Annotated in this window: 18 protein-coding genes; 1 reads left to right on the plus strand and 17 read right to left on the minus strand. The window is 74.3% G+C overall.

Features of this window, described 5'->3' with window-relative positions; genetic code table 11:
- Positions 1-2: 2 nt before the first annotated feature.
- The 15 genes from ABD080_RS02250 to ABD080_RS02320 all read right to left on the minus strand — a co-directional run bounded on the left by ABD080_RS02250 (position 3) and on the right by ABD080_RS02320 (position 14,285).
- Complete coding sequence (locus ABD080_RS02250) at positions 3-1,493, minus strand: HNH endonuclease signature motif containing protein (protein WP_343903484.1); 1,491 nt, start codon at positions 1,491-1,493, stop codon at positions 3-5.
- A gap of 726 nt (positions 1,494-2,219) precedes the next feature.
- Positions 2,220-2,717: an FBP domain-containing protein gene (locus ABD080_RS02255; RefSeq protein WP_137768940.1), complete on the minus strand. Its 498-nt coding sequence runs from the start codon at positions 2,715-2,717 to the stop codon at positions 2,220-2,222.
- 264 nt (positions 2,718-2,981) lie between these two features.
- On the minus strand, positions 2,982-3,869 hold the full coding sequence (locus ABD080_RS02260) for an aldo/keto reductase (protein WP_343903485.1): 888 nt from the start codon (positions 3,867-3,869) through the stop codon (positions 2,982-2,984).
- A 63-nt stretch (positions 3,870-3,932) separates the two neighbouring features.
- Positions 3,933-4,649, minus strand: a complete 717-nt coding sequence (locus ABD080_RS02265) for a class I SAM-dependent methyltransferase (RefSeq protein WP_343903486.1) — start codon at positions 4,647-4,649, stop codon at positions 3,933-3,935.
- Positions 4,646-5,437, minus strand: coding sequence for an ABC transporter ATP-binding protein (locus tag ABD080_RS02270; RefSeq protein ID WP_343903487.1), 792 nt, complete (start codon positions 5,435-5,437; stop codon positions 4,646-4,648). Before ABD080_RS02270 ends, ABD080_RS02265 begins: the two co-directional genes overlap by 4 nt.
- Positions 5,434-6,435 carry an ABC transporter substrate-binding protein gene (locus ABD080_RS02275; RefSeq protein ID WP_343903488.1) on the minus strand — a complete coding sequence of 334 codons (1,002 nt, stop codon included), beginning with the start codon at positions 6,433-6,435 and terminating at the stop codon, positions 5,434-5,436. Before ABD080_RS02275 ends, ABD080_RS02270 begins: the two co-directional genes overlap by 4 nt.
- Before the next feature lie 23 nt (positions 6,436-6,458).
- Positions 6,459-7,571, minus strand: a complete 1,113-nt coding sequence (locus ABD080_RS02280; RefSeq protein WP_343903489.1) for a FecCD family ABC transporter permease — start codon at positions 7,569-7,571, stop codon at positions 6,459-6,461.
- A gap of 78 nt (positions 7,572-7,649) precedes the next feature.
- Entirely contained in the window at positions 7,650-8,057 is a 408-nt protein-coding gene (locus tag ABD080_RS02285) for an ArsR/SmtB family transcription factor (RefSeq protein WP_343903490.1), read from the minus strand.
- Entirely contained in the window at positions 8,054-8,788 is a 735-nt protein-coding gene (locus ABD080_RS02290; protein ID WP_343903491.1) for an urease accessory protein UreD, read from the minus strand. The genes ABD080_RS02285 and ABD080_RS02290 overlap by 4 nt, the downstream gene beginning before the upstream one ends.
- Entirely contained in the window at positions 8,788-9,528 is a 741-nt protein-coding gene (ureG, locus tag ABD080_RS02295) for an urease accessory protein UreG (RefSeq protein WP_343903492.1), read from the minus strand. The genes ABD080_RS02290 and ureG overlap by 1 nt, the downstream gene beginning before the upstream one ends.
- Positions 9,521-10,231 (minus strand): urease accessory protein UreF, encoded by a 711-nt coding sequence (locus ABD080_RS02300; protein ID WP_343903493.1) that lies wholly within the window; start codon positions 10,229-10,231, stop codon positions 9,521-9,523. Before ABD080_RS02300 ends, ureG begins: the two co-directional genes overlap by 8 nt.
- Positions 10,231-11,934, minus strand: coding sequence for an urease subunit alpha (locus tag ABD080_RS02305; RefSeq protein ID WP_343903494.1), 1,704 nt, complete (start codon positions 11,932-11,934; stop codon positions 10,231-10,233). The genes ABD080_RS02300 and ABD080_RS02305 overlap by 1 nt, the downstream gene beginning before the upstream one ends.
- Positions 11,931-12,290 (minus strand): urease subunit beta, encoded by a 360-nt coding sequence (locus tag ABD080_RS02310; protein ID WP_343903495.1) that lies wholly within the window; start codon positions 12,288-12,290, stop codon positions 11,931-11,933. The genes ABD080_RS02305 and ABD080_RS02310 overlap by 4 nt, the downstream gene beginning before the upstream one ends.
- Before the next feature lie 8 nt (positions 12,291-12,298).
- Positions 12,299-12,601 (minus strand): urease subunit gamma, encoded by a 303-nt coding sequence (locus ABD080_RS02315; RefSeq protein WP_137768951.1) that lies wholly within the window; start codon positions 12,599-12,601, stop codon positions 12,299-12,301.
- 4 nt (positions 12,602-12,605) lie between these two features.
- Positions 12,606-14,285 carry a purine-cytosine permease family protein gene (locus ABD080_RS02320; RefSeq protein ID WP_343903496.1) on the minus strand — a complete coding sequence of 560 codons (1,680 nt, stop codon included), beginning with the start codon at positions 14,283-14,285 and terminating at the stop codon, positions 12,606-12,608.
- 172 nt (positions 14,286-14,457) lie between these two features.
- On the opposite strand from ABD080_RS02320, the gene ABD080_RS02325 reads away from it, so the two are divergent.
- Complete coding sequence (locus tag ABD080_RS02325; protein ID WP_343903497.1) at positions 14,458-15,297, plus strand: SUMF1/EgtB/PvdO family nonheme iron enzyme; 840 nt, start codon at positions 14,458-14,460, stop codon at positions 15,295-15,297.
- 151 nt (positions 15,298-15,448) lie between these two features.
- Here ABD080_RS02325 and ABD080_RS02330 read toward each other — a convergent pair whose 3' ends face one another.
- Together ABD080_RS02330 and ABD080_RS02335 are read right to left on the minus strand one after the other, a co-directional pair.
- The gene (locus tag ABD080_RS02330; RefSeq protein WP_343903498.1) at positions 15,449-17,206 is read right to left on the minus strand and encodes a glycoside hydrolase family 3 protein; all 1,758 of its coding nucleotides are present in this window, start codon (positions 17,204-17,206) and stop codon (positions 15,449-15,451) included.
- A gap of 43 nt (positions 17,207-17,249) precedes the next feature.
- A complete protein-coding gene (locus ABD080_RS02335; RefSeq protein WP_343903499.1) occupies positions 17,250-18,494 on the minus strand; it encodes an exo-beta-N-acetylmuramidase NamZ family protein in 1,245 nt (414 codons plus the stop codon).
- Positions 18,495-18,500 lie beyond the last annotated feature (6 nt).

Raw genomic sequence — 18,500 nt, forward strand, 5'->3', positions numbered from 1 at the left:
GTTCAGAAGGGCGGGGCGTGGTCCGGGTCCCCGTCGCCCGGTGGCGCGTCGGTCCCCGGGTCGGCTCCCGTTCCTGCTGCCGCCGCTGCGGCCTCCGCCTCCGCCCGGGCACGGGCTCGCTCCTCCGCGGCCCGACGGCGCTGGACGTAGTCGTCCCAGTAGCGGGAGTAGCTCTCCGCGAGGGATTGCGTGACGAGGTCCCGGTTGGTGGTGACCTCGGTGGCGGTGAGGCCACCGATATTCCATCGTGTACGTTTGCCGCCCCCCGATCTCTCGGGGTCGATATACCTCTCGGTTTTCGCGTCATGATGAGACCAGCACAATCCGTGGAGATTATGCGGCGATGTGGGCCCGCCATTCTCGGGACGAAGATGATCGAATTCCTCGATATGGTCGACCTCGCCGTTCTCCGCGATGTGCCGCTCGCAGCCGGGCACGGCGCAGACGGGGTCGATGAGCAGCACGTGCTCGCGCATCGCGGCGGTGGGCCGGTAGGTGGTCGACGCGACGGGGAGGAACTCCCCGGTGATCGGATCGGTGAGGACCCGCTGGAACGAGGGTGCCCGTGCCGCGAGCTCGCGGGCCATGCCGGCGGGGATCGGGATGGTGCCTTCGAGCGTCGCAGGTGCGTCGCTCCGGCCCAACAGGGACAGCACGGGGACGACGAGGTTCAACCGCACCCCCGCCGCAGGGACCGGCACACCCTGGGTGTCGATCTCGCCTCGCGTGAGCAGCAGATAGCGGATCGCCCCGAGCGGGAGCCGCTTCCCGGTGCGGGCGGCCTGGCCGTGGAGGTCCCAGGGGATCTCCACGCCGGTCTCGCCGGCGGCGATGCGGGCGAGCGCGCGGCGCTGCTGATCCTGGACCGCGTGGGCGGCGGCGTCGAGCCGCTTGGCGAGGTCGAGGATCTCCGGGGCGGGGCCGGTCACGGTGAGCGTGGCGGTGCCGTCGTCGACGTGGGAGTGGTCGAGGCTGACGTCGCGTGTCTCCTCCGCGGTGGCACCGAGCGCGGCGACCTCGTCCACCCAGGTCACGAGGAGGCGCACGAGCGTGCGGAAGCGGTCCGGGGAGAGCGTCGCGAGCTCCCAGCCGGCGACCTCGGCATCCACCCGGTGGCGCTGAGCAGAGGAGAGACGCTCGACCGCGCGGAGCAGATCGTCGAACCACCTCGTGGGGAGGTCACCGGTGGCGACCTTCTCGAGCGAGAGTGGCAGATCGGTGACGCCCATATGGGCGCGGCGGAGCTGGTAGGTCGCCTGGCCGAGCCGGGCGCGCAGCGCGACCCCGGCGGCGAGGGCGAGGTAGTCCCCCTCGTCACCCGCCTTCTCGTCCCACAGCAGGGCGACGTCCTTCATCTCCTCGACGTAGAGCATGGCGGCGGCGCCGCGGCGCCGCCGATGGATGCGTCGCAGCGCCTCCGCGCGGACGGCATCCTCCGAGAGGTCGGCGCGGATGGCGACGTTCTCCTCGGTCACCTCGCTGCGGCCGCGCACGGCGCGGCAGAGGGCGCGCGGCTTCGGTGGGAGGACGGGAGTCGAGGCGCCCGCCGCGACCGAGGCAGTGACTGAGGCAGAGGCAGAGGCAGAGGCGTCCGCATCGGCGGGGATGTCGACAGCGTGAGGATCGAGAGACGCGGCAGGGTCTGCGACGCTCTCCAGGCCGGGCAGGGGAAGGGGCGCGGGCACCCCGCCATCGATCACCGACATCGCTCGCCTCCCCTCGTCATCACTGCACCGGAATGACTGATCGGCGGCGGATCGGCGAGCAGATAAATCCCCGCCACCATCCACCAGCGACACCCCCGACGCCACTCCTTCATTCTACGCCCTCCCTCCCCCAAAACCAGCACCTACCGCCGGCCCGTGGAAATTGTGGATAACTCGGCGTGGGGAGGGACGATCAATTCTGGGCGGAGGGGCGGCGGGGGCGGCGACAAGCGACGGCGGGCGGCAGCGGGTCGCGCGCGAACAGCAGGCGACGGGAGGCCAGTGGCGGGTGGCAGGAGGCGAGCGGCGGGAGGCGGCGGGCGGCGCCGCTGCCCGCGGCTCGACCACGACGCACGAGCGCCCGGCGCGGAACCCGTGGCGGGTCCCGGCCGGGCGCTCGAGGCCGGCGATGTCAGCGGTGCCGGGGGTTAGGCGACGCCGGCTGTCAGGGCAGTGCCGGACGGCACGCTCGGGAGCCTGCCCACCGGCCCCACCCGTCGGCCGATCGGCCGATCAGCCGTTCGCGACGGCCCGCACGAAGGCGGCGGACCGCTCGCGCAGGCCGGCGATCTTCTGCTCCTGGTGGTAGGCGAGCAGCGCCGGGTCCTCCGTGCGCAGCTCGAAGGAGCTCGGCGCGCGGCGCACGTTGCGGGAGCAGCGGAAGTCCGCGCAGACCGACGTGCCGACGCTGTTGCCGCGCCGGCCGGAGGCGCCGCCGAGCGGGGCGACGAAGCTCGCGGCATGCACGCCGTCGACGATGTCCTCGCACCAGGCGCAGAGCATCTTCTTCGTGGGGGCGTTCTCCGCGCCGCGCAGCATCAGGGTCGCGACCTGGCCGTCCAGCTCGAGGGACACGTAGTGGAGGCGGGGGCGCTTGGCGTCCTGCCACCCCAGGTAGTCGAGCCGCTCGAAGTCGAGGGCGTCGAGGTCGGGCAGGGTGGCGCGCTTCGCGTCGCCCTTCGAGGCGTTCACGAAGGAGTCGCGGATCAGGGCGTCGGTGAGGGTCAGCATGAGGGGTCCTCTCGGAGGGCATGCCTCGCAGGCCGCTTCCGGGCGGCCGGGAATTGGGCATGCAGGAGCATCAGGGTGGGGTCGACGGCGGCGCGCTCGGGGCGCGCCATGCTACGACGAGCAGGCCCGTCGGGCCGCCTCGCTCCCTGCTGGCACGGAATGCATGCCGACTCCTCTCCGGTCACGGACGCCCGCCAGGGTACGCCCGCACCCGGGGACCGGCAACGGAAATGCCCTGCCGGTCACGTCGCCCGCGCGGGCCCCTCAGCCGAGGATCGTCCCGAGGTCCTCCCGCTCGGCCTCGGTGAGCTCGAGCGTCATCGCGGCGGCGGAGTCGACGATCGACTCGGGCCGGCCCGCGCCGGGGATCGGGATCACGTGGTCGCCGAGCGAGAGCTCCCAGGCGATGACGACCTGCTGCGGGCTCACACCGTGCGCCTCGGCGACCCGCGCGACCTGCGGGAACCGCTCCCCCACGCCGCTCGCGCCGCCACCGATCCCGCCCAGCGGCGACCACGGCACGAAGGCCGCGCCGTGCTGGCCGCAGTGGCGCAGCTCCTCGATGCTCGTGTGGAAGTAGGAGGGCGAGAACTGGTTCTGGACCGCGGCGAGACCGCCCTCGCCGAGCACCTCGAGCGCCACGTCGATCTCCTCGACGTTCGCGTTGGACACGCCGATCTCGCGGATCAGCCCCTCCTGCTGGAGCGTCGCGAGGGCCTCGACGCCCTCGGCGTAGCGGATCGAGCGGTCCGGGCGGTGCCAGTAGTAGAGGTCGATCGCGTCGACCCGGAGGTTCGTCAGCGAGGTCTCCACGGCCCGGCGGAGGTAGTCGAGGGAGCCGTCGCGGCCCCAGGACTCGCCCTCGGAGCGGGTGATGCCGCCCTTCGTCGCGACGGTGAGGGCGGAGCGGTCGCCGTCCCAGGCCGCGAGGGCCTCGGCGACGAGCTGCTCGTTGTGGCCCATCGTGTCCCAGCTGGGGGCGTAGATGTCCGCCGTGTCGATGAGGGTCACGCCGGCCTCGAGGGCCGCGTGGACCGTGCGGATCGCCTGGTCGCGGGGCACCGCGGGGGTGCGGGCGAAGGACAGCGGCATGGCGCCGAGGCCGATCGCGGAGACGGTGAGGGAGCCGATGCGGCGGGTGGGGGCAGTCATGCGGGAAAGCCTATGCCGGAGGGCCGACGGGCGTCAGCCCTTCGCTGCTCCGCTCTTCACTGCTCAGCCCTTCACTGCGCGATACCGCATCTGCATTTGCGGTCGATGGCCCGGGGAGACGCCGTTGCGCCGGTCGAGCTCGAGCACCGCGGGCAGCGGATCCGCCATGACCTCGGTGAAGCCGGCGGCGCGGAAGGCGGCCATCACCTGCTCGGGGTCCCCCGGGGCGAGGGCGAGCTCGGGGAGGGCCCCGCCTGCGTAGGCGCTGCGGAAGTCCTCCCGGCGAGCGCCCTCGAGACCGTCGCCGACGTCGGCCCCGTCGGGGAACCAGGCGGAGTCCACCGCGACGACGATCCCGCCCGGGCGCAGCAGGCGGTGCCAGGCGGCGAGGGCGGCGGGCGCGTCGCGCAGGGTCCACAGCACGTAGCGGGAGACGATCGCGTCGAGGCTCCCCGCGGGCAGCGGCGGGTCCACGGCGTCGCCGGGCAGGAAGCGCACGGGCGAGCCCTTCGCGCGGGCCGCCTCGAGCATGCCGGGGGCGAGGTCGATCCCGATCACGCGGTGGCCGAGCCCGGCGATCGTGATCGCGGCATTGCCGCTGCCGGTGCCGACGTCGAGCACCTCGAGCGGGGCGCCGCCCGGTTCCGCGCGCAGCCCCTCCGCCCAGACGGTGCGCCACACCTCCTCGGCGCCCTCGGCGCGGGCGCGGGCCGTCTGCTGGGCGTCGTACTCCCCCGCCCAGCGGGACCAGTAGGCGGTGATCGGGTCCTGGATGCTCATCGGGTCCCCTCGGCGGGTCGCGGGTGGTGGAAGAGGAACTGGACGGTGCCGTCGGCGGCGGCGAGCGGCTCGGCGCCCACGGCGTAGACCTGCTCGAGCTGCGGGCCCTGCAGGACGGCCGACGGCGGCCCGCTCGCGAGCACGCGTCCCTCGTGGAGGAGGGCGACGCGGTCGCAGTAGCGGGCGGCGAGGTTGAGGTCGTGGAGGACGACGATCGTCGCGAGCCCGAGGCCGCGCACCACGTGCAGGACCTCGTGCTGGTAGCCGACGTCGAGGTGGTTGGTGGGCTCGTCGAGCAGCAGCACCTCGGGCTCCTGGGCGAGGGCGCGGGCGATGAGCACCCGCTGCCGCTCGCCGCCGGAGAGCTGCGCGACCTCGCGGCCCGCGAGGTGCAGGGCGCCCACACGCTCGAGGGCGCGGGCGGCTACCTCCCGGCCGCGGCCGGCGCCCCGATGGGGTGTCCGGCCGAGGAGCACGAGGTCCGCGACGGTCATCGGCAGCTCCCCCGCGCTCTCCTGGACCACGATCGCGAGCCGCCGCGCCCGCTCCCGGCCGCTGATCCGGGAGAGCGGCCGCCCGCCCAGCAGCACCTCCCCGCGCTCCGGCCGGAGCGCCGCGGTGAGCAGGCGCAGCAGGGTCGTCTTGCCGCTCCCGTTGGGGCCGACGAGGCCGAGGACCTCCCCGGGGCCGACGGCCAGATCCACCCCGCGCAGCACGGGGTGCTCGCCGAAGGAGCGATGCACACCGCGCGCCTCGAGCAACGGCGGTGCGGTGGAGGATGCGCTCACGAGGCGCCCCCGTCGAGCCAGTCGCCGAGCCGCTCGGCGCCGTCGACGACGAGCGGGGTCGCGGGCTCGGTGAGGTTGAACAGCTGCGCGAGCACCCGCCCCTCGCGCACGGCGCGCAGGGAGCCGAGGGCGGCGGTGCCCGTGACCTCGGCGATCACGTCGGAGCCGTCGCCCTCGCCCTGGTAGAGGATCACGAGGTGGTCCGGGTCCGCGTCGATGAGCGCCTCGGTGCTCGCCTCGAAGACCCGCTCCGCCGTGCCCGCGAAGACGTTCTCGAGGCCCACGGCCTCGAGCTGCGGGGAGGCCATGGAGGCGGCGCCGTAGGCGTACAGCGGCCCGCCGCCCACGGTCGGGTAGAGCACCGCGCAGGTGCCGCCGCGACGTGCGGCGGCCGTCTCACGCACCGCGTCGAGGCGGGAGGCGAGGGTCGCGATGAGCTCCTCCCCCGCGTCCTTCCGGTCGAGGACCTCGGCATGGAGGCGGATCTCGGCGTCGAGATCGTCCCAGCTCGCGGCGGGGGCGGCGCCGCAGTAGACGGTCTGGACGAGCACCTGCGCGCCCGCGGAGGCGAGGCCCTCGCGGGTCACGCCGTCGGGGAGGCCCAGCACGAGGTCCGGAGACTGCGCGATGACGCTCTCCTGATTGATCTGGAGATGGCCGGCGCCGTCGATGTCGTCGGAGAGCACGGGGATCGCGTCGACCCGCTGCGCGAGGTCCCCGTGGATCGTCTCGGGGTAGGAGGCGGGCGGGAACACGCCGGCCTTCGCGATCACGCGGTCGAGCACGCCGAGGCCGTTGAGCACGGTGACCGGGGCGGTCTCGAGCAGCACGATCCGCGTGGGGGCGGCGGGCAGGGTCACGGAGGAGCTGCAGTTCTCGAGGGTGAGCGGGTAGGCGGTCCCGCCCTCGCCGTTCGCGGCGGCGGCGGTCCCCGAGGCAGGGGACGGCGCCGACGTGCAGGCGGCCAGACCCCAGGCCGCGAACGGGGCAAGGGGCACCAGGAATGCCGTACGGCGGCGCATCACGATGCCACCCCTCGGAGGCGGCGCACGAGCACGACGAGGAAGGGGGCGCCCACGAGCGCCGTGATCACCCCGATCGGCAGCTCGCGCGGGGCGAGGACGACGCGGGCGAGGGCGTCCGCCCAGAGCAGGAACAGCGCGCCGAGGAACGCGGCGGCGGGGACGACGCGGCGGTGCGGGCCGCCCACGAGGCGCCGGGCGAGGTGCGGGACCACGAGCCCCACGAAGCCGATCGCGCCGGCGGCGGCGACCGCGGCTCCCGTGCACAGGGAGACGACGACGAGCAGGGCGACGCGGGCGCGGTCCGGGCGGACCCCGAGCGACCAGGCCGTCTCGTCCCCCGCGGCGAGCGCGTCGAGCACGGGGCCCGCGGCCGTGAGGATCAGCAGCCCCGCGACGGCGGCGAGCACGGCGAGGCCGAGGAACAGGTCCCAGTGGCCCAGCGCGAGCGAGCCGAGCATCCAGAACATGACGGAGCGGGAGCCCTCGGCGGTGTCCGCCGTGAAGACGAGCAGGTTCGTGATCGCGGTGAGCACGTAGCCGACGGCGACCCCGGCCAGCAGCAGCCGCAGGGAGGTGACCGCGCCGTGGGAGCGGGCGAGGACGAGCACGAGCAGGGCGGCGGCGAGGGCGCCCGCGAAGGCGAGTGCGGGCTGGGCGGCGGCGCCGAGGCCGGCCCCCGCGCCGAGCAGCACCGCGGCCGCGGCGCCGGTCGAGGCGCCGCCGGAGATGCCGAGCACGTAGGGATCGGCGAGCAGGTTCCGCACCATGGCCTGCAGGGCCGCGCCGCACAGGGCGAGGCACGCGCCGACGGCCGCGCCGAGCACCACGCGCGGGGCGCGCACGCCCCAGATGATCGCGTCCTCCGCGAGGGTGGCCTGCGGGTCGACGGGCAGCCCGAGGTGCGCGGCGATGATCGCGGCGGCGCGCAGGGGCGGCACGAGCACGGGGCCGATGCCCGCGCACACGAGGACGCTCACGGCCGTGGCGACGCCGAGGCCGAGGATCCAGGCGGCGGCGCGGCGGTCCCGGGCGCGGGTGCCGAGCGGGTCCCGCGCCCCCGGGAGGATCGAGGAGGCGGCAGGCGCGGGTGGCGCCTCGAGTCGTGTCATGGTTGTGGATCCTTGCAAGTATCGGGACGGACTGCGACGGGTTGCCACGCCTTGGCACCCGGGGGTGCAGTGACGGGGTCAGGTGCTGCGGTGCTCCACGCCGGGCAGGTGCTCGGAGCCGATCTCGTGGAGGATGCGATGGCCCAGCGGATCGGCGAGGTGGTAGCGCACCTCCCGGCCCTGGCGCTCGGTGCGCAGCCAGCCCGCCTCGCGGAGCAGGGCGAGGGCGTGGGAGGTCGTCGAGTCGTGCGCGTCGGTCACGCGGGCGATGTCCGAGCTGCGGATCCCCGGGTGCGCGTGCACGGCGAAGAGGATCCGCAGGCGACGGGGATCGGCGAGCACCGAGAGGCGCTCGGCGAGACGGTCGAGGTCCTGCCCGCCCTCGAGCAGTGCGGCGGTCGCGCGCACCGGGTGCTCACCCTCGAGGGTCGCGGGGCCGACGGGAGCGTGCTCGTGCGCATGGTGATGCGCGTGCTCGTGGGTCATGCCCCGCCCTCCCCGGCGCCCACCGCGGGCGCCCAGGCCTCCATCATCGCCGCCACTCCGGTCGCGTGCGCGCTCGCGCCGAGCGCCCGGCCGATCGCCCCCGGCTGCTCGAGGTGCAGGACGCGGGGTCCGACGGGGTCGGCGGGGTCGACGGGCGCCTCCGGCGGGCGGCGGCCGAGCAGCAGGGCCGTGTCGAGCACCCGGTGGCCGCCCAGCACACCCGGTCGCGGGGACGCGCCGTCCAGATCGAGGTGCTCGATCAGCAGCGGGGCGCCGCGCGTGCTTCGGGCCTCGAGGGCCGTCGCGAGGCGGCCGCCCCGCTCCCCCGTGCGGCCCAGCACGAGGGTCTCGCGCAGCAGCAGCGCGGCGCCCTCACCGAGGGTGATCGCGGTGCGCCGACGGACGTCGGCCCCGTCGGTCACGACGAAGGGGTGCGCGCGCCAGATCAGCCGTGCGCCCACCCCGAGGCGGATGCGCACGTCGAAGCGGCTGGGCGCACCCGTGCTCTCGTAGGCGACGGTGCCGCCCACGTCCTCGATGCCGAGCGTGCAGCCGTCCCCCACCTCGACGTCCACGGCGACCTCGTCCCCGCCCAGCAGCGTCGCCCCGCTCGCGACGAGCGCCACCTGGGCGGACGTCCCGCCGCGGGAGACGAGGCGCGGCTGCAGCAGGCCCGGGGCGAGGTGCAGGCGCACCGGCCCCGCGGCCCGCTCGACGGCGATCCGGGTCATCAGGCGTGGGAGTGCTCGTGCGGGTGCTCGTGGTCGTGGTCGTGCGTGTGCTCCTCGCCGTCGGCGTGGAAGTGCGGCGCCATCGGGCCCGGGTCCTGCGGCTCGTGGGTGCCCCCGCGGTGCGCGGCGAGCATCGACAGCACCCAGGCGCGCAGCTCCTGGACCGAGGCCTCGTCGCTGCGGGAGAGGGCGAGCACGGGGCGGCCCTCGCGGGCCTCGAGGGCGTCGGCGACCATCTGCTCGACGTCGACCCCCACGTAGGGGGCGAGGTCGATCTTGTTGACGACGAGCAGGTCCGCGCGGCCGATGCCGGGGCCGCCCTTGCGGGCCACGTCGCCGCCGCCCGCGACGTCGAGCACAAAAAGCTGCGCGTCCACGAGCGCCGGGGAGAAGGTCGCGGTGAGGTTGTCGCCGCCGGACTCGACGAGCACCACGTCGAGCGGGTCGAAGTCCGCCTCGAGCTGCTCGACGGCCGCGAGGTTCGCGGTGACGTCGTCCCGGATCGCGGTGTGCGGGCAGGCGCCGGTCTCGACCGCGCGGATCCGCTCCGGGTCGAGCACGCCGGCGGAGCGCAGGAAGCGGGCGTCCTCGTCGGTGTAGATGTCGTTGGTGATGACGCCCAGGCGCAGCTCGCCGGCGAGGGCGCGGCACACGGTCGCGATGAGCGAGCTCTTGCCGGTGCCGACGGGACCGGCGACGCCGAGCCGCAGCGAGCGGGTGGGGGTGACGGGATCAGGCACGGAACAGCCTCCTGGGCAGTGCGGACTGGGCCTCTGCCCAGTCCTCGGTCTGGGGTGCGCCGGCGCTCGGGAGGAGCGCCGGGTCCTGCAGCGCCGCGAGCGGGCCGACGAGCGGCTCCATCGCGGCGCAGGCCTCGAGCACGAGCGCGGCGCCCGCACGGGGGTCGCCGGGCTCGAGCTTGAGGAGGGCGGCGACGACGGTCTGCGCGTCGTCGTAGGCGACGAGCCGCACGAGCTCCGGAGCGGGCAGCCCGGCGGCCGCGGCGACGAGGCCGAGCACGACGGGGCGGGGCCGCGGGGGCGCTCCCGCAGCGACGGGAGGGATCGCGCCGGGCCAGAGGACGTCGGCCAGGCGGCGCAGCCCGTCGCCGAGCACGCGCGTGATCTCCCGCTGGGCGCGGCCGGGCGTGCGGGCCGCCCACTCCGCCTCGAGGGCGGCGAGCGCGGGCGCGAGCTCCTCCGGGGCGCAGGTGAGGGCGAGGTGGCGGGCGAGCACGGCGGTGCCCGCCTCGACCCGGGTCACCGTCACCTGGCGGGACGCGAGGTAGGCGCCCACCTCGTCCCGGCGCAGCCCGTCGCGCAGCGCCGCCTCGAGGGCGTTCGAGGAGACGTGCGCGCCCGCAGGCAGGCGGGAGTCCGCGAGCAGCATCGCGATCGTCGCGGGCGCAGCAGCCGGCACCGGAGCGAGGGAAGGGGCAGGCATCAGAACATCTGGTACAGCTGCGCGAGCGGCAGGGAGCTCGCCGGGGCCGGCACGACCCGCTCGCCGTCGATGCTGATCTCGAAGGTGTCCGGCCGTACGTCGATGCGGGGCAGGGCCGTGTTGTTCACGAGATCCGCCTTCGTCACCTCGCGCGTGGAGGCGACGGGCAGCAGCTCGCGGGTGAGGCCCAGGCGCTCGCGCAGGCCGTCCTCCACCGCGGCGGGCGCCGCGAACGAGACGGAGAGGTGCCCGCCGATCGCGTCGCCGAAGGCGGGGCGCTGCAGCACCGGCTGCGGCGTGGGGATCGAGGCGTTCGGGTCGCCGAGGCCCGCCCACGCGATCATGCCGCCCTTGATCACCAGGTCCGGCCGCACGCCGAAGAAGCGCGGGTCCCAGAGCACGAGATCCGCGAGCTTCCCCGGCTCGACGGAGCCGATGTGCGCGTCCACGCCGTGCGCGATCGCGGGGTTGATCGTGTACTTCGCGACGTAGCGGCGGGCGCGCTCGTTGTCCGCCGGGAGGCCGCCGCCGAGCGCCCCCACCCGGTGCTTCATGACGTGGGCGACCTGCCAGGTGCGGGTGATGACCTCTCCGATCCGGCCCATGGCCTGCGCGTCGGAGGAGGTGATCGAGAGGGCGCCCATGTCGTGGAGCAGATCCTCCGCGGCGATCGTCGTCGCCCGGATGCGGGACTCGGCGAAGGCGAGGTCCTCGGGGACGGAGGGCTTGAGGTGATGGCACACCATGAGCATGTCCAGGTGCTCGGCGACCGTGTTCACCGTGTGCGGGAGCGTCGGGTTCGTCGAGCCGGGCAGCACGTGCGGCAGCGAGGCGATCTCGAGGATGTCCGGGGCATGGCCGCCGCCCGCGCCCTCGATGTGGAAGGCATGGATCGTGCGGCCGCCGATCGCGCGGATCGTCGACTCCACGAACCCCGACTCGTTCAGCGAGTCCGAGTGCAGCGCCACCTGCAGGCCGTGCTCCTCCGCGGCGCGCAGGGAGGCGTCGATCGCCGCGGGCGTCGCTCCCCAGTCCTCGTGGACCTTGTAGCCGGCGGCCCCGGCGAGCGCCTGCTCCGCGAGGCCCTCGGCGGAGACGGTGTTGCCCTTGCCGAGCAGCAGCACGTTCACGGGGAGCTGGTCGAGGGCCAGGTGCATGCGGCCCAGGTGCCAGGCGCCCGGGGTGACCGTGGTGGCGCGGGAGCCCTCCGAGGGGCCCGTGCCGCCGCCGCCGATCGTCGTGATGCCGGTCGCGAGCGCCTCGTGGATCTGGGACGGCGAGAGCAGGTGCACGTGCGTGTCGAAGGCGCCCGCGGTGAGGATCCGGCCCTCGCCGGCGATGACGTCGGTCGAGGGGCCGATGTGCAGGGACGGGTGGATCCCGTCCTGCACGTCCGGGTTCCCCGCCTTGCCGAGCGCGACGATCCGTCCGTCGCGGAGGCCGACGTCCGCCCGCACCACACCCCAGTGGTCGAGCACGATCGCGTTGGTGATGACGGTGTCCAGGGCGCCCTCGGCGCGGGTGGTCGTGCCCTGGGCCATGGACTCGCGGATCGACTTGCCGCCGCCGAACACGGCCTCCTCGCCGCCGACGGTGCGGTCCTCCTCGATCTCGATCCAGAGGTCCGTGTCCCCGAGCCGCACCTGGTCGCCGGTGGTGGGGCCGTAGAGGGCGGCGTAGCGCTCCGCGTCGATGCGGCTCATCGGCGCTCCTCCTGACCGTCGGCCCCGCCGTCACGGATCTGGATGCCGGGCACGTGGCCGCGGCCGCCGAGGCGCACGATCGCCACCTGCCGGGAGGCGCCGGGCTCGAGGCGCAGCGAGGTGCCCGCGGGCACGTCGAGGCGGAAGCCGCGCGCGGCCTCGCGGTCCATGGCCACGGCGTCGTTGACGTCCGCGAGGTGGAGGTGGGAGCCGATCTGGACGGGCCGGTCCCCCGTGTTCTCCAGGACGATCTCGCGGACGTCCGACGGGTCCGCGCGACGGTTCAGCTCGCGCGTGCCGGGCCGCACCCGGATCGCGCCCGGGCCCGTCGGCCCGACGAGTTCGCTCTCGCTCATGGCGCCCCTCAGGCGATCGGGTGGTGGAGGGTGACGAGCTTGCGGCCGTCGGGGAAGGTCGCCTCGACCTGGACGTCCGCGAGCATCTCCGCGACGCCGTCCATGACCTGGTCGCGGGAGAGCACCTCGCGGCCGGAGACCATGAGCTCCTCCACCGCCGCGCCCTCGCGGGCCCGTTCGATCACCCAGGTCGACAGCAGCGCCACCGCCTCGGGGTGGTTCAGCAGCACGCCGCGGGCGAGGCGGTCGCGCGCGACCATCCCCGCCGTCGCCAGCAGCAGCTTCTCGGAATCGGCGGGGGTGAAGCGCACGGACTCACTCCTTCGGCAGGACGTGCTCGCCGGTGCGGTCCGTCGTGAGGGCGAGCGAGCTGAGGTAGAGCTTCTCACCTTCGGGGCCGGGCACGGCGGAAGCGATCATGTCCGGGCGCTCGAAGTCGAGGCCGGTGACGGCGCAGGTGAGCGTCTCGCCGGAGGGGTTGCCGTCGGCGTCGAACATCGGCAGGTCGATGCCGTCGTCCGTGCGGCGCAGGTAGAAGCGGCCCCGGGTCGCGATCGCCATGAGCGGCGTGGCGACCACGGCGATGCCCACCGCGAAGAGCGGGGAGAAGGGCTGGACCGCGGCGCCGAAGGCCCCGAAGAAGATCGCGATCGAGATGCCGCCGGAGAGCACGAGGGACACGATGCCCACCGGGTTCCAGTCGTAGAGCATGCCGCGACGGAACTCCGGCACCTTCGGGGACAGGCGCAGCACGTGCTTGTTCAGGACGATGTCCGCCGCGACGACGCAGATCCAGCTCATGGCGAGGTTCGCGTAGAAGGACAGGATGCCGTTGAGGAAGTCGAACATGTTCGCCTCCATGAGCACGAGCGCGATCGCGAGGTTCACGCCGAGGAACACGAGGCGGCCCGGGTAGCGCTTGGTGAGCCGCGTGAAGGAGTTCGTCCAGGCGAGCGAGCCGGAGTAGGCGTTGGTGACGTTGATCTTCACCTGCGAGATGACCACGAGCACCACGGCGAGGGTCATCGCGAGCCAGGCCGGCATGAGCTGCTCGTAGGTCGCGAGGAACTGCTGGACCGGCTCGTTGGCGAACTCGCGCGCACCGGGCACGTTCGCCACGAGGTAGACGGCGAGGAACATGCCGAGGATCTGCTTGGTCGCGCCGAAGAGCACCCAGCCCGGACCGCCCAGGATCGTCGCCGCCCACCACGAGCGGCGGTTCTGCGCGGTGCGGGGCGGCATGAAGCGCAGGTAGTCGATCTGCTCGGCGATCTGCGCGATGAGCGAGAGGCACACGCCCGCGGCGAGCATCGCGGACGCGAAGTTCACGCCCTCACCGGACTCGCCGGTCCAGGTCAGGAAGGTCTGCACGGAGTCCGGGTGGGAGATGACGAGGTAGGCGACGGGGATGACCATGAGGATCAGCCACACCGGGGTGGTCGCGACCTGGAGCTTCGCGAGCACCTTCATGCCGTAGATGACCAGCGGGTAGATCAGCAGCGTCGAGATCAGGTAGCCGATCCAGCGGGGGATCCCGAGGCCCAGGTAGAGGCCCTGCGCCATGATCGAGCCCTCGAGCGCGAAGAAGATGAAGGTGAACGACGCGAAGATGACGTTCGTGATCACCGAGCCGTAGTAGCCGAAGCCGCTGCCGCGGGTGATGAGGTCGAGGTCGAGGTTGTAGCGGGCCGCGTAGTAGGCGAGCGGGAAGCCGCTGAGGAAGATGATGAGCGCGGCGACGAGGATGCCGAGCAGTCCGTTGACCGTGCCGTGGGTGAGGCCGATGTTCGCGCCGATGGAGAAGTCCGCGAGGTAGGCGATGCCGCCCAGCGCGCTCGTCGCGACGACGGCGGGCCTCCAGCGCCGGTAGGAGCGCGGGGCGAAGCGGAGGGTGTAGTCCTCGAGGCTCTCCGCGGTCGCGGCGGAGGCGTCCGCCGTGGCGGAGGAGGCGGAGGGTGTGCTCTGCGGGGACGGGGCCCGGGTGTCGAGACTCATGACGGCTCCTCACGGGGTGGACGGAGGGCAGACCTCCGCCGGGGACCCCTGGAACGTAGGGAGGAGCGGGGTCCTGGCCCCCCGCCCAGGAGCGCCGTGACCTGTTCGTGACCAACGGTCTCGCCCCTGCGAGACCCCCGGGAGGTTTCTCGGAGCGACCTACCGTGAGGTCATGACGCTCGCCGCCCCTCCCCTGATCCTGCCCGTGGGGCAGGTCAGCTCCCGCGGCCTCGCCGCCGTGCCCGTGGACCCCCAGCAGCTCGAGGGGCTCCGGGTCGACGAGGCCTGCGTGAGCGTCGCCGAGTTCGCGACCTTCGCCCGGGAGACCGGCTACGTGAGCGTCGCGGAGCGGGCCGGCGCCTCCGCCGTCTTCTCCGGGCTGCTGCGCCCCGACCTGCGCCGCGCCTCCCCCACCGTGCCCGGCGCCCCGTGGTGGCGGCTCGTCGAGGGCGCGGACTGGGCGCACCCGGAGGGCCCCGGGTCCGACGTCGCCGCCGGGACGCACGCCGACGCCGGCCGCAGCGACCGCGCGGATCATCCCGTCGTCCACCTCGCCGCGGCGGACGCCGAGGCCTTCGCCGCCTGGTGCGGGATGCGCCTGCCCACTGAGGAGGAGTGGGAGCGCGCCGCACGCGGCGGCCTCGAGGGGACCCGCTACCCCTGGGGCGACGAGCTCGTGCCCGACGGGGAGCACATGGCGAACCTGTGGCAGGGCTCCTTCCCGCTGCGGGACACCGCGGAGGACGGCTACCGCGGCACCGCTCCCGTGCGCTCCTTCCCGCCGAACGACCTGGGACTGTACGAGGTGACCGGCAACGTCTGGGAGTGGTGCGCAGCGGATGCCGCGACGGGGGCGCGCGCGGTGCGCGGGGGCTCCTACCTGGGCCGGGAGGACTCCGAGACCGGATGCGGGATCGCCGCGCGGGCCACCCGGGAGGCCTCCGCGACCCGCGGGGACACGGGCATGCGGCTCGTCACCGACGGGGCCCTGCCGTGGACCCCCGCTCGATGAGCCGGGGCCGCAGCGGCGTCGTCGCGCCACCCTCGGCAGCGCTGGGCGAGAACCCGCCGCGGCACGGGCGGGTGCGCGCCACCGCCGCACCGGGCAGGTCCCCCGACCCGCCCGGCGCGATGGTCCCCCCACCCGCTCCTCGCGGGACCGGTCAGCCCAGACCGGCCCCGTACGCGAAGGCCTCCCCCGTGCCGTCCGCCGTCGGGATCGCGACGGGGAGGCGACCCGCCGGGCTCACCCGGCCGACGACGATCCCCGCGAGCGCGCGCAGGGAGCACCGGGCATCGGAGTACAGGGCGATCGAGGTGTCCACCTCCCCCACGTGCACCACGTCGTAGGGGTTCCGCAGGGCGGCGTGGAGCACCGGCGTACCGGTCGCCGCGGCCTCCTTCACGGCCGTGACCTGCGCGGCCGGCGTGACGAAGGAGCTCGAGGAGGTCAGCGCCACGGCGAGGTCCGCCCCGGCGGCGTCGGCCGCGGCGCCGCGGGAGGCCTCGAGCCCCCGGTCCTCGAGCGCGGCGACGAGGGCGTCCTGCACGGCCGCGCTGCCCGCGCCGAGCACGACGACGCGCGCGCCGCGACGCAGCGGGAGCGCCGAGCCCTCCACGAGCAGGGTCGCGGCGTCCCCGGCGATCCTCTCCGCGGCGCGCAGCGCGTCGCGGCCGCCGAGCTTCCGCTCCGCCCGCCCCGGGTCCACCTCGGGGGCGCCGTCGAGCAGACCGCGCCGGGCCTTCTGGCGCAGGATGCGGCGCACGGAGTCGTCCAGACGCTCCGCGGTGATCTCCCCCGACTCGACCGCGGCGCGCACCCCGCCGATCGCGACGGCGAGATCCGGCGGCATGAGCATCTGGTCCGCACCCGCGAGGATCGCCTCGACGGGCACGCGGTCGTCGCCGAACATCGTCCGCACGCCCTCCATGGCGAGGGAGTCGGTGACGATGACGCCCTCGAAGCCGATCTCCTCGCGCAGCACGCCCGTGAGGATCGGATGGGAGAGGGTCGCGGGGACACCGGAGTCGTCGAGCGCGGGGACCACGATGTGCGCGGTCATGATCGCGTCGACGCCGTCCTCGACCGCGCGGCGGAAGGGCGGGAGGTCGATCTCGTCGAGCTCCTCGCGGCTGTGGTCGATGACGGGCAGGCCCACGTGCGAGTCGGTCGCGGTGTCGCCGTGGCCGGGGAAGTGCTTCACGGTCGCGGAGATGCCGCGCTTCTGCGCCTCGCGCAGCTGGGCGCTCGCGAGATCCGCGACGAGCCCCGGATCCGCGCCCACGGAGCGCACGCCGATCACGGGGTTCTGCGCGTTGACGTTGACGTCGCAGAGGGGGGCGTAGTTCTGGGTGAAGCCGACGGCGGCGAGCTCGTCGGCCGTGATGCGGGCGGCCCTGCGGGCGTGCACCTCGGAGCGGCTCGCGCCGAGCGCCATCGCGCCGGGCAGGGCGGTCGCGGGGGCGGGCAGGCGCTTGACCACGCCGCGCTCCTCGTCGATGCCGATCATGAGCGGCACCTCCCCGGCCTCCGCCGCGGCGCGCTGCGCCCCGGCGGTCCACCCCGCGGCCGCCTCGATCGAGTCGACGTTCCCGGACCACGCGAAGGCGATGAGCCCGCCGACGTGGTGGGTGGAGATGATCTCCGCCGTGGTGGCGACGCCCGCGCTCGTCGTGTTCTCCTCGCGCGCCTCGTCCACCGTCGCGCCGTAGCCGACGGCGATGAAGAGCTGGCCGATCTTCTGCTCGGTGCTCATCGCGGCGAGCCGCTCCTCGACCTGGGTGTCGAGGTCGCCTCCGTGGTGGCCGCCCTTCGCGGGCGCGGCGACGGCGGGCGCGACGGAGGCGAGGGGCACGGCGGCGGCGCCGAGCACGGCCGCGGCGCCGAGGCCGCGACGGGTGAGCTGAGGGGAGCTGGTCATGGAAACTCCTGGGGTGGGGAGGGAGATGCGGGGACAGGGCTGCTCAGTAGAGGCGGTGACGGCGGGAGGCGCGCTCGAAGGAGCGCACGTCCTCGCGCCAGGCGCGGACGATCGACTCCGGGTCCTCGCCCGCGTCGAGCATCAGCCGGGTGCGGGTGGTGCCGGAGAGCTTGTCGATCCAGCAGACGTCCGCCTCGGTGCGGCACTTCTCGCCCTCGCGCCAGTCGACCTCCTCGACCTCGCGCAGCAGGGCGGAGAGCACGTGGATGCCGGTGCGCACCGGCTCGTAGGCCACCTCGTCCACGAGGTGGATCTGCACGCCGCCGCAGAACTCGCCGGCGTGCTTCGAGGTCGTCGGCGTCGCGAACATGGGCCGGAAGCGCACCCCCGGGAGCTCCGCCGCGTCGAGCGCGGCGATCACCGCGTCCACGAGCTCCTCGGTGAGGAACGGCGCGCCGAACCAGAGGAAGGGGGTCGTCGTGCCGCGGCCCTCGGAGACGTTGATCGCCTCGATGAGGCCGGTGCCGGCGTAGACGATCGCCGTCTCCCGGGTGGGCACGTTCGGCGAGGGCAGCACCCAGGGCAGCCGCGCCGCCGCGGCGGCGGGATCCACCGGGTCGTAGCCGGTCATGGGGACCACGTCGAGCTGCACGGCGCCGTCCAGGAACTCCTGCGCGAAGTAGGTGGCGAGCTCGCCGACGGTGAGACCGTGGCGCTGCGGGATCTCCTTCAGCCCCACGAAGCTCGAGAGGGCGGGGTCCAGCAGGAAGCCCTCGACGTCGGTGCCGAGCGGGTTCGGCCGGTCCAGCACCACCACCCGCTTGTCGTTCTCGCCGGCGGCCTCGAGCAGGTAGTAGAGGGTCCAGATGTAGGTGTAGAAGCGGGCGCCGATGTCCTGGATGTCGAAGACGAGCACGTCGAGATCGGCGAGCATCTCCGGTGTGGGCTTCTGCGTGGCGCCGTAGAGGGAGCGCACGGGCAGGCCTGTGCGCTCGTCGACGTAGTCCTCGACGCTGCCGCCGGCGGGCTCGGCCCCGCGCACGCCGTGCTCGGGGCCGAAGAGCGCGACAAGCTCGAAGCCACCCTCATCCTGCGCGTCCACGAGCAGGTCGATCGTGGAGGTGAGCGTGGAGTCCGTGCCGGTGGGGTTCGTGACCAGGCCGACCTTCGCGCCCTTCAGCAGAGAGAGCTGATCGCTCTCGAGGAGGTTCTCGACGCCGAGCCGGAACCGGCGCTTGCCCTTCCCCTTCGCGGGCGCGGCGGCGGCCGCTCCTGCGGTCGCGAGCACGGCGCC

This window comes from Brachybacterium rhamnosum, from assembly GCF_039526185.1.
GTDB classification, from domain to species: domain Bacteria; phylum Actinomycetota; class Actinomycetes; order Actinomycetales; family Dermabacteraceae; genus Brachybacterium; species Brachybacterium rhamnosum.